Below are 15147 nucleotides of genomic sequence, written 5' to 3' on the forward strand. Positions count from 1 at the left end.
CCAGGCGCCGAGCCGGCAGCGGGCCGACGCCGGGCCGCGGCTCGGCGGGCACACGATCCGTCTCGGGTCGCGTGCCGCCGGCCGGGCCCGCCGCCGGGGTGGGGGTCAGACGCCCAGGGACTCGGCGGCCAGGGCGGTGCCCCGGACGCGCGAGGTGATCTTGGCGAAGGCGGTGTCGCGGGAGGTGGAGGTGTCGTCGGCGAACGGGGAGAAGCCGCAGTCGTCACAGGTGCCGAGACGCTCGGCGGGGATGTGGCGGGCGGCCTCCAGCACGCGGTCGCGCACCTGCTCGGGCGTCTCCACCCGCGGGTCGATCGGGTCGGTGACGCCGATGAACACCCGCGCGTCCGCGGGCAGGTGGGTGCCGATGACGTCGAGCACCCGGCCGGGCTCGGGCTCGCTGGCGAGTTGGATGTAGAAGTTGCCCGCGCGCAGGCCGAAGAGCTTGGGCAGCAGCGCCGCGTAGTCGACGTCCAGGCTGTGCGTGGAGTCCTGGTCGCCGCCGGGGCAGGTGTGCACGCCGATGCGGGCGCGCTCCCGCTCGCTGAACCGCTCCAGCACCTGGTTGTTGAGGGCGATGAAGTCGTCCAGCAGCCCGCCGCTGGGGTCGAGCTTGAGCGACAGCCGCCCCTCGGTGAAGTCGAGCTGGACGACGTGCGCGCCGGCGTCCAGGCAGCCGCGGATGTCGGCCTCGGCCTCGGCGACCAGGTCGTCCAGGAACGCCTTGCGCGGGTAGTCGTCGATGCCGTCCGCCGGGTACAGCAGCGACAGCGCCGAGGGGGCGATGACGGCCTGCTTGACGGGGGCCCCGGTGTGCTCGCGGGCGGCGCGCAGGTAGGTCTCGGCGTGCACCTGGTAGCGGAACGGGCCGCTCGTGAGGCGCGGGAGCTGCCGGGTGTGCCCGTCGGCGAACGGGATGACCGCGCCGTCGGGCGCGAGGCCCGCCAGCCCGGCGATCGGATAGGTGGCGAAGCTCGGTTTCGACTGCTCCCCGTCGACGAGGACCGGGGAGCCGGTCGCCTCCAGCCGGGTGATCGTGTCGGCGACCGCCTCGGCCTGCGCCGCGGCCAACTCGTCGGCGCCGGCCTTGCCCGCCGCGTGGTCGGCGAGCAGAGCGAGCAGAGCGGGGGGTCGGGGGATGCTTCCGATAGGTTCGGTGGGGATGCCCATGCCGAAAGCCTAGATAACGATCCGTGTGCGATCAATCATCCGATCGTGGCCATCCCCTGGTGTGCGGCGGGTACCGTCGGCGCTCAGCGGGCCTTCTGGAAGGCGCGGCCGGTCAGCGTGGGACGTCCGTCGGCCCGGAACAGGCCGCTGTTCGGCTCGGTGCCGGAGGACGGCAGGCCGAACCACGCGTAACGGCGCACGTACGGCAGGGACGCCAGCATCCGCGACGACGCGGTGACGAAGGCGGCCTGCTGGGCGTCGGAGGCGTACCGGGTGCCGTCCGAGAAGTCGATCAGGGCGTACTCGGTGAGCCAGATCGGCTTGCGGTAGCGCTTGTGCACGGCCTCGATGTAGGACCTGAGCTGGTTCACCGCCGGCCCGGTGCGGAAGTCGGCGCCGTACCAGTGCAGGGCGACGAAGTCGACGCGGTAGCCGCGCTCCTTCGCGCCCGCCATGAAGCGGTCGAGCCAGCCGCCGGGGGTGTCCGCGCCGAACGCGACGCCGGGGCTGCCGAGCACGCGCCCGGCCGACATGAGCTTCGGCCACAGCGAGAGCGCCTTCTCCACCGTCATGTTGGCCTGCTCGGGCATGTCCGGCTCGTTGAAGCCGAGCAGGTAGGGCCCCGCGCTCCTGGCCTGGGCGAGGTTGCGGGAGGTGACGCTGTCGGCCCCCCAGATCATCGGGACGAACTCCACCGACCGGGGCGCGGTGATGCCCTCGCGGTGCGCGGCCCAGGTGTAGTACCAGCTCGCGCCCGACTTGGCGAGCGCCGTGCTCGCGCCGGGCGCCCGCCACGCGCTCACGCCCTTCTTCGCCGAGGTCACCACCGGTGCCGCGGCCGAGCGGGTGGGGCGCGGGGTGCGTGACGGCCTGAGCGTGGAGGGCGAGGGGGAGGGGGAGGCGCTCGGCGGGGACGGCGACGGCGCGGCCGAGGCGGCCAGCGGCCCGGCGGTGCGCTCGGGCGCCGGGGCGGGAGGCGTGGCGAAGGGGCCGGTCACCAGGACGGCGACCACGATGGCCGCCACCCCCGCGCCGGCGAGCGACCCGGCGACCGGGTGTCTGGACACGGCGGTGAGCAGCCCGCGCGGCTGGGGCGGCAGGGCGTGGGCTCCCCGGTGCGCCCCGCCACCGAAGGGCAGGGACGACACGACCTGCCGCACCCCCTCGGCGGCGGCCGAGCCCACCGACGGCAGGTCGGGCAGGGCGAAGCCGGCGGGCACCGGCAGCAGCGGCAGCCCGCCGAGCAGGCGGTCGATGGGCAGCATGCCGGCGGTGCGGCGGCCGCAGACGGCGCAGCCGCGGACGTGCCGGGCGAAGCGCTTGCGCCACAGCGGGCTGGGCGCGCCGTCCCAGTTCCACGTGAGCGTGCGCAGCTCGGAGCAGCCGGAGTCGGCGCGGAGCGCCCGTACGACGGTGCGGGCGGTCTGCACCTGCTCCTTCATGCGCTGGACGCGCACGGCGGCGTGCCGGCCCGACAGGCCGAGGGCGCTGGTGAGGTCGGCGCGGTCGAGCCCGCCGGTCTCCTCCAGCCACCACAGCGCCAGCAGCGAGCGGTCGTCGTCGTCCAGCCAGCGGGTGGCCTCGGCGACCTCGCGGCGCTGGTCGGTCAGGCCGAGGCGCAGGATGGTGACTCCGGCGAAGTCGGAGGCGGGGTCGGGCATCTCGGCGGCGACGTCCAGGTCGGCCCTGCGGTGCTGCGTGCTGCGGCGGTCCTGCTCGTGGTCGCGCACCTGGCGGACGGCGATGGCCACGAGCCACGAGCGGTAGGACTTCGGGTCCCGCAGGCCGGGCAGGGCGCGCACGACGCGGAGCAGCGTCTCCTGGACCACGTCGTCCACGTCGGTGTGGCCGTTCAGGGCGCGGCCGATGATGTTGTAGACGAGCGGGAGGGAGTCGGCCACCAGGGCGTCCAGCGCCCGCCGGTCGCCGTCGCGCGCGGCGGTGACCATCGCCGCGTCGGGGCCCTCCCTGCCGGTTCCGGACATCACGCTCCGCTCCTCTCCGCCGCCCTGCACCGCCGTCCATATGGGTCGTTCGGGGACGATTCTCTCGAAATCGGCGGTCTGATGAGCCCTTCTCTGAGAGGAGACCGGCGGCGCCGGCCTCGGACAACGGAAATCCGCGGCCCGGTTTCCGAGGTTTTCGTTGTCCGGATCCGGCCCGCGGGTCTCCTGTTCAGGAGCGCACGCGTCCGGCCGGACGTGACGAATCCCGGCTCCTCCGCACTAAGGAACTTCATCGATCATGAGTCAGACTGTTCCGCGCGCCGTCGTGCCAGGTCACAGCGCTGCCCGCCGCGTGGTGCTGGCGGGCGCCCTCGCAGCCGTTCTGGGAGCCTCCCTGGTGAACGGCGCCGTCCCCGCCGGCGCCGCCGAGGCGCCGCTGTCGCAGGGCCGCCCGGTGACCGCCTCGTCGTCCGAGCGCGCGGACCTCGCGCCCTCGGCCGCGGTCGACGGCAAGGAGAGCACCCGCTGGTCGAGCAGGTTCGCCGACCCCCAGTGGATCCAGGTCGACCTCGGCGTCACCAGCACCATCAGCAAGGTCGTGCTGAACTGGGAGAACGCGTACGCGTCCGCCTTCACGATCCGCGTCTCCGACGGCGGCGGCCAGTGGAAGACGGTCCGCACCGCGCAGGGCGAGGAGGGCCTCCAGGAGCTCGACGTCTCAACCACCGGCCGGTACGTGCGCCTGCACGCCACCGAGCGAGCCACGCGGTGGGGCGTCTCGCTGTGGGAGTTCGAGGTGTACGGCAAGCGGAACGGCCGGCCCGCGCCCAGCGCGTCGCCGACCAAGCCGGCGCCCAGCGCGTCCCCGACCAAGCCCCAGCCCAGCGCGAGCCCGACCAAGCCGCAGCCGAGCGCGTCGCCGACCAAGCCGCAGCCCAGCGGCACCACCGACCCCGATCCCGAGCCCAGCGGCACCCCGAGCAAGGGCCCGGTTCCGCCCGGCGCGGTGCGGGTGGCGGAGTTCGTCGCCGAGTGCCCGTTCACGCACCGCCTGCCCGACGACCCGATCGTGTTCCCGGGCCTGCCGGGCGCGTCGCACATGCACAGCTTCTTCGGCAACACCACGACCGACGCCGCCTCCACCGCGGCGAGCCTGCTGAAGGGCGACAGCACGTGCAGCCCGAGGGTGGACCTGTCGTCGTACTGGGTGCCGACCCTGTACGACGGTGACAAGCCGGTCGAGCCGACCGGCACCACCTTCTACTACCTGGGCGAGGGCGTCCGGGACGACGTGGTGGCGAAGACGCGGGCGTTCCCGCTGGGGCTGCGGTACATCGCCGGCAACGCCAAGGCCACCGGGGCCGACAACACCAGCCGCGCGCGCTGGTCGTGCCTGCACGCCGGGCACGTGGGCGCGTCCAAGAACTTCGTCGAGTGCCCGTCCGGCACGAAGCTGGAGACCTACCTGGACTTCCCGCAGTGCTGGAACGGCGAGGACCTGGACTCCGCCGACCACAAGAGCCACATGTCGTACCCCGTGGGCAACGCCTGCCCGTCCACGCACCCGGTGGCCGTGCCCAAGCTGCGCATGGTGCTGCGCTACCCGGTGAGCGGCGACCCCTCCCGGTTCCGCCTGTCGTCCGGGCCCGGGTACACGATGCACGGCGACTTCTTCAACGCCTGGCCTGTCGCCGAGCTGGAGCGGCGGGTGCGCGACTGCATCCGGCCGGTCGTCAAGTGCGGCCCGGACGGCAAGCCGTGACGCCACGCGCCTGAGCCGCGCGGCCGCCCCGGAGCGGCGTCACCCGATGGTCCACTGGATCTCCATGACGTCGTTGCGCCGCTCCGGGGTGAGCCGGTAGACCTCGCAGAGGGCGTCGACCTCCTTGGCCGTCGGCGTCACGCGGCCGGCCTCGATCGTGGCCATCCTGGTCGTCGCCAGGCCCGCCCGCCGCGCGGCGTCGGTGCGGGTGACGCCCGCGGCCAGCCGCGCCTGCCGCAGCGCCCGGGTGAGCGCGGCCCGCGTGGCGGGCAGCGCCTCGCCGGCGGGCGGCTCGACGAGCGGCTCCGCCTCGGGCGGCGGATCGGTCGCCGGGACGGTCGTGGCCGCCGGGGCGGCGGGGGTGCTCTCGTCGCCGCTGGGGAGCAGGATGGCGAGGGCGACCAGCACCACCGCCAGCACCGCCGCGATCCCGGTCGCCGTGACCAGGGTGCGGGTGGGCAGGTTTCGCACGTGCTCCCTGACCGCCACCAGCCTGCCACTGCCGAGTCTGCGCACGTGACCTCGGACCCTCACTCTCCTCGCCATCCCCCTGACCGTACGAACCGCCGGAGGGCCGCCCCAGAGCGGGACCGGCCACCTTTTCCTGTCCCGGGAGTGACGAAGTAAAACCGTTTCACCGTGCCAGAACAGGCGCCCGCGTCGCGGTTTCCGGCCGTTCTCCGCCCTTTTTCGCCGTTCTGCGGCGTTACGCTAGGAAGATCGCGACCGCGGAACCGCTGAGGGGTGTGCCCGGTGGAGAGCACGGCCGACTTCTGGTTCGACCCGATGTGCCCGTACACCTGGATCACGTCCCGGTGGATGCTCGAAGTGGAGAAGGTCCGGCCGGTGCGGGTGCGCTGGCACGTGATGAGCCTGTCGGTGCTCAACGAGGGCCGTGACGACGATCCCGAGGGCGACCCGGAGGGGTACCTGTGGGGGCCCGTGCGCGTCTGCGTCGCGGTGGAGCGCGAGTACGGCCCCGAAGGGCTGTTCCGGCTCTACACCGCCATCGGCCGCCGGGTGCACGATCGTGTCCCGGAGGACTGGGACGTGCTGCCCGGCTCGCTGGCCGACGCCGGCCTGCCGCCGGAGATGGCCGGGCTCGCCTGGTCGGCCGAGTACGACGACGCGGTGCGCGCCTCCCACGAGGCGGGGATCGGCCTCGTGGGCACGCACGTCGGCACCCCGATCATCGCCGCCGACGACCCGGACGGCCGCCGGGTCGCGTTCTTCGGCCCCGTCATCTCGCGCGTCCCGCGCGGCGAGCGGGCGGGCCGGCTGTGGGACGGGACGCTGCTGGTGGCGGGAGTGCCGGGCTTCCACGAGCTCAAGGGCGTCCCGCCGGAGGAGCCCACCACCGAGGACGTGGCCTGAGGCGGGACGGGCCGCTCGCGCGACTCAGACCGGGTCGAAGCCGGGGAGCGGGGCCGCCGTCCCGTCCCTGACCCGCGGGGCCGGGCGCACGCGCTGACCGGTGGCGCGCCGGGGCCCCCGCTTGCGCGCCAAGGGCGCGCCCCGGCGCGCCGGTCAGCGGCGGCGGACGCGGCGGACGCGGCCCCAGGGCTTGAGCACCGAGACGGCGACGAGCGAGGCGTACGTCACCGTGGACACGATCGGCGCCGCCGTGAGGGAGTTGACCAGCTCGGGGCCGGGGCCGCCGGTGGCCAGCGCGTCGACGGCGCCGGAGATCGCGGGGCGGAGCGAGAAGACCGTCAAACCGGCGGTGACGGTGGTGAGCACGAGCTTCACGAGGATCCAGTAGTGGTGCGTCAGCCCCCACGGGCGGGCCGCGGCCAGCACGACACCGCTGACCAGCGCCGTCAGCGCGATCGGCACCAGGATCGTCTCGGCGAGGATCGACATGGCGCGGTAGGCCACGGCCACCGTGCCGGCGTCGTCCGTCAGCCGGGCGGTGAGCGAGAACGTCAGCAGGCCGAGCGAGACCCCCAGCCAGGCCACCGACACCGCCACGTGCAGCACCACCAGGGCGCGGCGGGCGCGCCGGGGCAGGGTGAACCACCCGGGGCGGCTCCGGGCACGCCCGGGCGTGGCCGGCCGTGCCGTGCCTGGTCTCTGTACCGTCACCATCGGGCCCTTCCTTCCGTCGCTCGTGGCGGCGACCTGTCTGGGTTCATCCTGGTCGCGCGGCCCGGCGGGGTCGTCGGGCCGTGGGCGGCGGCCGGCGTACCGGCGCGCCGGTACCCCCGTGCGCGTCTCGCCGTACGCGAGGGCCGGGGCGTACGCTCCGCGCCGTACGCCGTGATCCGGGCCGCGGGGGAGGCGATCAAGGCGTCCGGGGGGCACCATCGAAGGGTGCGTCCACCCTCGCCACCTGTGCCCTCTCCGCATCCGCCGCGACCGGCGCCCTCCTCGCCGGGGCCCGCGCCCGGCCCGTCCGGCCCGCCTGCGTCCCCGCGCCCGGCCGGGCCCCCCGGGGGGGCGGTGCGGCCGTGGGCGCGCGCGGTGCTCGCCGACGCGGGGCTGGCGCTGGCGCTGGCCGTGCTGGGCGTGGTGGTCACCCCGCGCATCGGGTACTGGCAGCAGGGGACGTCCGCGATCGGCGCGCCGGGGTTCGCGCTGATCGTGGCGGCGGCCCTGCCGCTGGCGGCGCGCCGGGCGCGGCCGCTGGTGACGCTGGCGCTCACGACGGCGGCCACCTCCGCCTACCTGGTGCTGAGCTACCCGTACGGGCCGATCCTCCTGGCGCTGATGATCGCGGTGTACACGGCGGCCTCCCGGCTGCCGGCCCGCGAGGCGACCGCCGCGTGCGCGGTGGCGCTGGGGGTGCTGCTGGCGCACATCGTCGTGCGGATGGCGGGCCCGGCCGGCGCGGAGGCGCTGGTGGGCGTGGTCCCCGGTTCGGCCTGGGTGATCGTCCCGTACGCGCTCGGCAGGACGGTCCTGCTGTCGCGCGAGACGGCGGCACGCACCCGCGCCGAGGAGGTGGAGCGCCACACCTACCAGGAGCGGCTGCGGGTCGCGCAGGAGGTGCACGACGTTGTCGGCCACGGGCTCGCGGCGATCCACATGCAGGCGGAGATCGCGCTGCACCTGCTGGCCAGGCGCCCCGGCCAGGCCGAGACCGCGCTCGTGGCGATCAGCCGCACCAGCAAGGAGGCCCTGGACGAGTTGCGGGCCACCCTGGCGGTGGTCCGTCAGGGCGCCGACGCCGGCGGGCGAGGGCCCGTCCCCGGCCTCGCGCGCCTGGACGACCTGGCCGCCCGCATGGCCGCCGCGGGTGTGCGGGTCGCCGTCACCACGCAGGGCGCTCCGCGCGAGCTGCCCCCGGCCGTGGACCTGGCGGCGTACCGCGTGGTGCAGGAGTCGCTCACGAACGTGATGCGCCACGCCGGCACCGACGCCGCCTCCGTGCGGCTGGCCTACGGGGCCTCCGAGCTGACGGTGGAGGTCACCGACGCGGGCCGGGGCGGCGCCGGCTCCGGAAGCGGGTCGGGCATATCGGGCATGCGGGAACGGGTCACCGCCCTGGGCGGCCGGTTCGAGGCCGGTCCGCGCCCGGGCGCCGGCTTCCGCGTCCACGCCCGCCTCCCGATGGCCGAGGTGCCGCGATGATCCGGGTACTGCTCGCCGACGACCAGGAGCTGGTGCGCATCGGGCTGCGGGCGCTGCTGGACAGCGAGGACGACCTGGAGACCGTCGGCGAGGCGGCCGACGGCCTGCGCGCGGTGGAGCTGGCCCGGCGGCTGCGCCCGGACGTGATCCTGATGGACGTCCGGATGCCGGGCGTCGACGGCATCGAGGCGACCCGGCGCATCGTCGCCGACCCCTCGCTCGGCGGCCCGGAAGCCACCCGGATCATCGTGCTCACCACCTTCGAGATCGACGAGTACGTCTTCGAGGCGCTGAGCGTCGGCGCGAGCGGCTTCCTCATCAAGGACACCAAACCCGCCGAACTGCTGCGCGCCGTGCGCGTGGTCGCGGGCGGCGACGCGCTGCTGTCCCCCTCGGTGACCAGGCGGGTGGTCCGCGCGTTCGCCGGCCGCCCGAGCCGGACGCCGCGGCCGCACCCCCGCCTGGAGGCGCTCACCGAACGCGAGCGCGAGATCGTGGCCCTGGTGGCGGAGGGCCTGGCCAACGACGAGATCGCCGCCCGGCTGGTGATCAGCCCGGCCACGGCGCGCACGCACGTCAGCCGGGCCATCAGCAAGCTGGGGGCGCGCGACCGGGCGCAGCTCGTGGTCTTCGCCTACCAGTCGGGGCTGGTCGCCTGGTGACCGCCGGGCGTGCCACCCGCGTTCTGCGGGCATGACGGTTTAGGGGAGTTCGTCCCCATTTGGCGAGGAGTGGCAGCGTGCGGCCGTGCCGCCCTTCCGGGACGTCGAGGCTCCGGCCTCCGGGGGTGATCGTATGAGTATGCGAGCAGGTCCAGGCATCATGCCGGCCCATGTGCCGGACGGCGTCACCGAGCTGGGCGACGGCATCGCCCGCGGCGGCGGCCCGGTCGGCGTGGACGTCTACTTCGACTACCAGTGCCCGTTCTGCAAGCAGTTCGAGCTGACGACGGGCCCGACCCTGGACGGGCTGGTCGAGGACCGGATGATCACCCTGGTGCACCATCCCGTGGCCTTCCTGGACGCCGCGTCCACCGACCGCTACTCCTCGCGGGCGTCGTCGGCCTCGGGATGCGCCGCCGACCAGGGCAGGTTCGCCGAGTACACCTACGCCCTGTTCGCCGCCCAGCCCCCCGAGGGCGGCCCGGGCCTGCCCGACGACGAGCTGGCGCGGCTGGGCGAGTCGGTGGGCGTGACAGAACCGGCCTTCGGCATCTGCGTGCGCCGGCACACCTACCTGGACTGGGCGGCCTACGTGACGGCCGTCGCCATCCGCCAGGGCGTGAACGCCACCCCGACCGTCTACGTGGAGGGCGTCTCCGTTCCGGCGAACACCCAGATGATCGTCGCCGCCGTCGCGTCCCTGAGCCCCGGCCCGCGCTAGCCGGAGAGCGGTCGGCCGGCGGCTGCCGGCCCTGGCCCTCGCCGGCCTGCGCCCGGGCGGGGGGCGGTCCCCGCTGCCCGGCGCCGCGCCGACGTGGGAGTTCTACAGCGGCGGCTGGTACAAGCGGGACGTGGAGGGCAGGGGGCGGTAACCGGCGTCGCTGGCCTGATGGGACGCGCGGGGCATAGCCTTCCTGGCAACAAGTAAGTCAGTAAAGGGGTGCATACCCATGTCCGCGTCGCAGCACGGCCAGAATGTGGAAATCATCGACGAACAGCTCGAAGACTGCACCGTGCTGCATGTCGGCGGCGAGCTGGACTTCCGCGGTACGCCCGTCTTGTACGCGCATGTCGAGCGGGTGTGGGGTGACGGCGCGGCTCTCAGGCTCGTGATCGATCTGGCAGGCATCCGGTTCTGCGACTCCGCAGGCCTGGGGGCGCTCGTCCACATCTTCAACAAGGCCAAGAACGCCGGGGGGCGGCTCGTCCTGGTCGCGATCCCCGACCATCTGCGGCGGCGCATGCGCATCAGCGGCCTGGAGAGCCACTTCGAGTTCCACGACACCATCGAAGAGGCCGTCGTCGCCGTCCGGGCCGCCTGACCCGTACCGGGCCGGTCGGCCCGCCCGCCCCGCCGGCCCGAGCGGCCGTCAGCCCGGGATGGAGACGCCCACGCCGCCCGGGGTCCCGGCGCCGTACCGCCGCTTCTCGCGGGCGATGTCCAGCGGCTCGATGCGGGCGCGTCCCGCCAGCGTCTCCTCGGTGAGCAGGCTCGCGGGCACCAGCCAGGACACCTCGAACTCGATGCCGTCGGGGTCCTTGGCGTACAGGGCCTTGGTGGTGGAGTGGTCGGAGGAACCGGCCAGGGCGCCGAGCGCGGCCAGCTTCCCGGCCGCCTGCTCCAGGTCGTCCAGCGTCTCCACCTCCCACGCCAGGTGGTACAGGCCGACGGTGGCGCGCCCCGCCTGGGACGGCCCGGCGCCGGTCCCGATCTGGAACAGCCCGAGGTCGTGGTCGTTGGACGACGCCGGCGCCTGCAGGAAGGCGGCGCCGGGCATGGACATGACGACGCGGAAGCCGAGGGCCTCGCGGTAGAACGCGACGCTACGCTCGACGTCGCGGACGTACAGCACGGCGTGGTTGAGGCGGCGGACGGGCATGGGGTCCTCCAAAGGTTGAATGCTCAACTATTTCCAGCTTAGCTCTCTTTCCGGTGTCGCGCGCGTGCGGGGTCAGCGGGCCGGGCTCGACGGCGTGGCGTCCAGCATGACCAGGTGGGCGCCGGGATCGGCGATGATCCGCTGGATGACCTGCCCGGCGCCGCCCAGCGTCGCGGCGTCCGCGCCGACCCGCGACACCACCAGCGTGGGGACGCGCCGGCGCATCTGCCCGAGCCGCTCGCGCATGGCGCGCCCGGCGGGGGCGGAGACCCAGCCGTACAGGGGCGCGAAGATGCCGCCAAGCACGATCGTGTCGGGGTCGATCAGGTTGACGGCGGAGGTGAGCGCGACCCCGAGCGCGGAGCCGGCGCGCTCGCACGCCGCGGCCGCCGCCGCGTCCCCGCCCCGCAGTCGCGCCACCAGGCCGGCGAGGTCCTCCCCGGGCGCCAGCAGCGCGTCCTGGCCGGCGTAGCGCTCCAGGCAGCCGGACCCGCCGCACCGGCACGCGGGCCCCTCGGGGGAGACGACGACGTGGCCCAGCTCGCCCGCGAAGCCGTGCGCGCCGCGGAACAGCTCGCCCTGGACGACCAGGCCCGCGCCGATGCCGATCTCCCCGGAGACGTGCAGGAAGTCCCCGAGCGAGGCGCCCGACCCGAACCACAGCTCGCCCAGGGCCGCGAGGTTCGCCTCGTTGTCGACCACCACCGGCAATGGCAGGTCGAGCGTCTCGGTGACGGCGACGTCCCGCCACCCGAGGTTGGGCGCGCGGTGCACCGCGCCCGTCGCGCGGTCGACCGGGCCCGGAAGGGCCACCATGCCGCCCGCCACCGACAGCCCCAGCTCACCGGCGTCGACCAGCAGCGCGGACGCCAGCTCCCGCAGCCGCGCGATCACGTCCTCGGGCGTCGCCGCCCGGTTGTCCACAGGCTGTGTGCGCAGCAGGCGCACCGTCCGGCTGAGGTCGACCACGCATCCGGCCAGGTAGTCGACGTTGATCTCCAGGCCGAGCGCGGCCACCCGGTGCCCGCTCAGGCGCACCACGACGCCCGGCCGGCCCCGCTCGCCGTCGCGCACCGTGCCCGACTCCACGGCCATGCCGGCGTCGATGAGGTACGCCACCAGCTTCGACACCGTGGTCTTGGTGAGGCCGGTGAACTCGGCCAGCGCGGCGCGGGTCAGCGGGCCGCGGCGGTCCAGCTCTCCCAGCACGGCGGCGAGGTTGCCCGCGCGCATGGCGCCGTGCCGCACCGCCGGTGACATCAGGGGCCGTTCCCGGGCTCGATCACAGCAGTCAGACCTTTCCGGTGAAGTCACGGACGCGTCCCCCTTGACCTGGGGCGCGTACCGTTCGATATTTAGTCCACAACTTAGACTAAATCGGGAGAGACCAGCGGTGGACGCGTACGCACCCAAAAGAGAAGACCGGTTCACCTTCGGCCTGTGGACGGTCGGATGGCAAGCCAGGGACCCCTTCGGCGACGCCAGCCGCGCTCCGCTCGACCCGGTCGAGTCGGTGCACCGCCTCGCCGAGCTCGGCGCCTACGGCGTCACCTTCCACGACGACGACCTGCTCGCCACCGAGCCCGACCGCGACAAGGCCGTCGCCGCGTTCAAGCAGGCGCTCAGCGAGACGGGCCTGAAGGTCCCGATGGCGACCACGAACCTGTTCACCCACCCCGTCTTCAAGGACGGCGGCTTCACCAGCAACGACCGCGACGTCCGCAGGTACGCCCTGCGCAAGGTCATGCGCAACGTCGACCTCGCCGCCGAGCTGGGCGCGACGACGTACGTCTGCTGGGGCGGGCGCGAGGGCGCCGAGTCCGACGCCGCCAAGGACGTCCGGGCCGCGCTCGACCGGTACAAGGAGAGCCTGGACATCCTGTGCTCCTATGTGCGCGAGAAGGGCTACGACATCAGGTTCGCCCTGGAGCCCAAGCCCAACGAGCCGCGCGGCGACATCCTGCTGCCGACGATCGGCCACGCGCTGGCGCTGATCGGCGAGCTGGAGCACCCCGAGATGGTCGGGCTCAACCCCGAGGTCGGGCACGAGCAGATGGCCGGGCTCAACTTCGTGCACGGCATCGCGCAGGCGCTGTGGCACGGCAAGCTCTTCCACATCGACCTCAACGGCCAGCACGGCCCCAAGTACGACCAGGACCTGGTCTTCGGCCACGGCGACCTGAAGAGCGCGTTCTTCCTGGTCGACCTGCTGGAGAACGGCGGCTACGACGGCCCGCGCCACTTCGACTACAAGCCGCTGCGCACCGAGGACTCCGAGGACGTCTGGGTGTCGGCCGCGGCCAACATGCGCACGTACCTGATCCTCAAGGCCAAGTCGGCGGCGTTCCGCGCCGACCCGGAGGTTCAGCAAGCCCTGGAGGACTCCCGCGTCACCGAGCTGGCCGTGCCGACGCTCGCCCCGGGGGAGACCTTCGAGGACCTGGCCCGCGACGACTTCAACCCCGACAAGGCCGCCGAGCGGGGGTTCCACTTCACCCGCCTCAACCAGCTCGCGCTCGAACACCTCCTCGGGGTTCGGGGATGACGCTGGTCGCGGGGGTCGACTCCTCGACGCAGAGCTGCAAGGTCGTCATCCGCGACGCCGCCACCGGCGCCCTGGTCCGCGAGGGCCGGGCGCCGCACCCGCCCGGCACCGAGGTCCACCCCGACCACTGGTGGACCGCCCTCCGGCAGGCCGTCGAGGCCGCCGGGGGGCTGGACGACGTCGCGGCGGTCTCGGTGGGCGCGCAGCAGCACGGCATGGTGTGCCTGGACGAGAACGGCGCCGTGGTGCGCGAGGCCCTGCTGTGGAACGACACCCGCTCGGCTCGGGCCGCCACCGACCTGATCGCCGAGCTGGGCGGCCCCGGCGCGTGGGCCGAGGCCGTCGGCAGCGTCCCCGTGGCGTCCTTCACCGTCACCAAGCTCCGCTGGCTGGCCGAGCACGAGCCTTCGAGCGCGGCCCGCACGGCGGCGGTCTGCCTGCCGCACGACTGGCTGACCTGGCGGCTGGCCGGTTCCCCCGGCATCACGGCGCTCACCACCGACCGTGGCGACGCCTCGGGAACCGGCTACTGGTCCCCGTCCGCCGGCTCCTACCGCACCGACCTGCTCAAACAAGCCCTCGGCCACACCCCGCTCCTCCCGGAAGTCCTGACCCCCACGGGCCAGGCGGGCCTCCTGCGCCCCTGGGGCCCCGGGGGGGCGGATCCAGCCGGGTCGTCCTCGGCGGGGCGGGGCGGCCCCGTCACCCGTGCCCGGCTGGCGCCGGGCACGGGTGACAACATGGCCGCGGCCCTGGGGGTCGGCGCCCTGCCGGGGGACGTGATCGTCTCCATCGGCACCTCGGGCACCGTCTTCGCCGTCGCCGCCGAGCCCAGCCGCGACGCCTCGGGCACCGTGGCCGGCTTCGCCGACGCCACCGGCCGCTTCCTGCCGCTGGTGGCGACGCTGAACGCGGCGCGGGTGCTCGACGCGGCGGCGGCGATGCTGGGCGTCACCCCGGCCCAGCTCTCCGACCTGGCCCTCCAGGCTCCGCCCGGAGCCGACGGCCTCGTCCTGGTGCCGTACCTGGAAGGCGAGCGCACCCCCAACCGCCCGGACGCCACCGGCTCGCTGCACGGCCTCCGCCTGGCCAACTCGACCGCGCCCCACCTGGCGAGAGCGGCCGTCGAGGGCATGCTCTGCGGCCTGGCCGACGGCCTGGACGCCATGGGCCTGACCCCCGAGAGGCTCCTGCTGATCGGCGGCGGCGCCAGATCCGAGGCCGTCCGGCGCATCGCCCCCACCGTCTTCGGCCACCCCGTCCTCGTCCCCGACCCGGGCGAGTACGTGGCCGACGGCGCCGCCCGCCAGGCGGCCTGGCTCCTGTCGGAAACCCCCGACCCCCCGCCCTGGCAGGCCACCACCCCCGAACCCTACGAAGCCCCCGCAACCCCCGGCCTCCGCCCCCGTTACGCGGAAGTGGCGGCCAAGTCAGCCTGACCCCTCGCCCGAAAGGCCCCTGACGCCCAGCGCCAGGGGCCTTTTCGTCGAAGAACGAGAGGGAATACCCGCCCTGCAAATGGGAGGAATCCCCGCCCAGATCCCTCAAATGGGCTCCGCTTCGCTCCGGACCGTTTTCCAGGTGGCAAGCCCCCTTCGACCCCCGACCA

14 protein-coding genes are annotated in these 15147 nt (G+C 74.3%); 8 read left to right on the forward strand and 6 right to left on the reverse strand.

Annotated elements, in window-relative coordinates; genetic code table 11:
* Positions 1–105 precede the first annotated feature (105 nt).
* Positions 106–1170 carry a cobalamin-independent methionine synthase II family protein gene (locus PYR91_RS14165; protein WP_279780220.1) on the reverse strand — a complete coding sequence of 355 codons (1065 nt, stop codon included), beginning with the start codon at positions 1168–1170 and terminating at the stop codon, positions 106–108.
* Positions 1171–1253: 83 nt separating this feature from the next.
* The gene (locus PYR91_RS14170) at positions 1254–3155 is read right to left on the reverse strand and encodes a sigma-70 family RNA polymerase sigma factor (RefSeq protein WP_279780376.1); all 1902 of its coding nucleotides are present in this window, start codon (positions 3153–3155) and stop codon (positions 1254–1256) included.
* 259 nt (positions 3156–3414) lie between these two features.
* On the opposite strand from PYR91_RS14170, the gene PYR91_RS14175 reads away from it, so the two are divergent.
* Positions 3415–4878, forward strand: coding sequence for a DUF1996 domain-containing protein (locus tag PYR91_RS14175; protein ID WP_279780221.1), 1464 nt, complete (start codon positions 3415–3417; stop codon positions 4876–4878).
* 39 nt (positions 4879–4917) lie between these two features.
* Here PYR91_RS14175 and PYR91_RS14180 read toward each other — a convergent pair whose 3' ends face one another.
* Entirely contained in the window at positions 4918–5424 is a 507-nt protein-coding gene (locus PYR91_RS14180) for a helix-turn-helix transcriptional regulator (protein WP_279780222.1), read from the reverse strand.
* A gap of 240 nt (positions 5425–5664) precedes the next feature.
* On the opposite strand from PYR91_RS14180, the gene PYR91_RS14185 reads away from it, so the two are divergent.
* Positions 5665–6252, forward strand: coding sequence for a disulfide bond formation protein DsbA (locus PYR91_RS14185; protein WP_279780377.1), 588 nt, complete (start codon positions 5665–5667; stop codon positions 6250–6252).
* 153 nt (positions 6253–6405) lie between these two features.
* On the opposite strand, the gene PYR91_RS14190 is transcribed toward PYR91_RS14185, so the two are convergent.
* Complete coding sequence (locus PYR91_RS14190; RefSeq protein WP_279780223.1) at positions 6406–6966, reverse strand: DUF2269 family protein; 561 nt, start codon at positions 6964–6966, stop codon at positions 6406–6408.
* A 354-nt stretch (positions 6967–7320) separates the two neighbouring features.
* Here PYR91_RS14190 and PYR91_RS14195 point away from each other — a divergent pair, with 354 nt between their 5' ends.
* The 4 genes from PYR91_RS14195 (at position 7321) to PYR91_RS14210 (ending at position 10435) form a co-directional block, all read left to right on the forward strand.
* A complete protein-coding gene (locus PYR91_RS14195; RefSeq protein ID WP_279780224.1) occupies positions 7321–8451 on the forward strand; it encodes a histidine kinase in 1131 nt (376 codons plus the stop codon).
* Complete coding sequence (locus tag PYR91_RS14200; protein ID WP_279780225.1) at positions 8448–9113, forward strand: response regulator transcription factor; 666 nt, start codon at positions 8448–8450, stop codon at positions 9111–9113. Before PYR91_RS14195 ends, PYR91_RS14200 begins: the two co-directional genes overlap by 4 nt.
* A gap of 139 nt (positions 9114–9252) precedes the next feature.
* Positions 9253–9834, forward strand: coding sequence for a thioredoxin domain-containing protein (locus PYR91_RS14205; protein ID WP_279780226.1), 582 nt, complete (start codon positions 9253–9255; stop codon positions 9832–9834).
* Positions 9835–10063: 229 nt separating this feature from the next.
* On the forward strand, positions 10064–10435 hold the full coding sequence (locus PYR91_RS14210; RefSeq protein ID WP_279780227.1) for an STAS domain-containing protein: 372 nt from the start codon (positions 10064–10066) through the stop codon (positions 10433–10435).
* Between the two features lie 48 nt (positions 10436–10483).
* On the opposite strand, the gene PYR91_RS14215 is transcribed toward PYR91_RS14210, so the two are convergent.
* Both PYR91_RS14215 and PYR91_RS14220 read right to left on the reverse strand, forming a co-directional pair.
* A complete protein-coding gene (locus PYR91_RS14215; protein ID WP_279780228.1) occupies positions 10484–11020 on the reverse strand; it encodes a VOC family protein in 537 nt (178 codons plus the stop codon).
* A 45-nt stretch (positions 11021–11065) separates the two neighbouring features.
* A complete protein-coding gene (locus PYR91_RS14220) occupies positions 11066–12253 on the reverse strand; it encodes an ROK family transcriptional regulator (protein ID WP_279780229.1) in 1188 nt (395 codons plus the stop codon).
* Positions 12254–12386: 133 nt separating this feature from the next.
* Between PYR91_RS14220 and xylA the strand changes: the two genes are divergently transcribed.
* Entirely contained in the window at positions 12387–13538 is a 1152-nt protein-coding gene (xylA, locus tag PYR91_RS14225; RefSeq protein WP_279780230.1) for a xylose isomerase, read from the forward strand.
* Positions 13535–14977 carry a xylulokinase gene (gene xylB / locus PYR91_RS14230; RefSeq protein ID WP_279780231.1) on the forward strand — a complete coding sequence of 481 codons (1443 nt, stop codon included), beginning with the start codon at positions 13535–13537 and terminating at the stop codon, positions 14975–14977. Before xylA ends, xylB begins: the two co-directional genes overlap by 4 nt.
* Positions 14978–15147: the final 170 nt, after the last annotated feature.

The sequence above is a fragment of the Sphaerisporangium sp. TRM90804 genome (genome assembly GCF_029846175.1).
In the GTDB taxonomy this organism is placed as follows: domain Bacteria; phylum Actinomycetota; class Actinomycetes; order Streptosporangiales; family Streptosporangiaceae; genus Sphaerisporangium.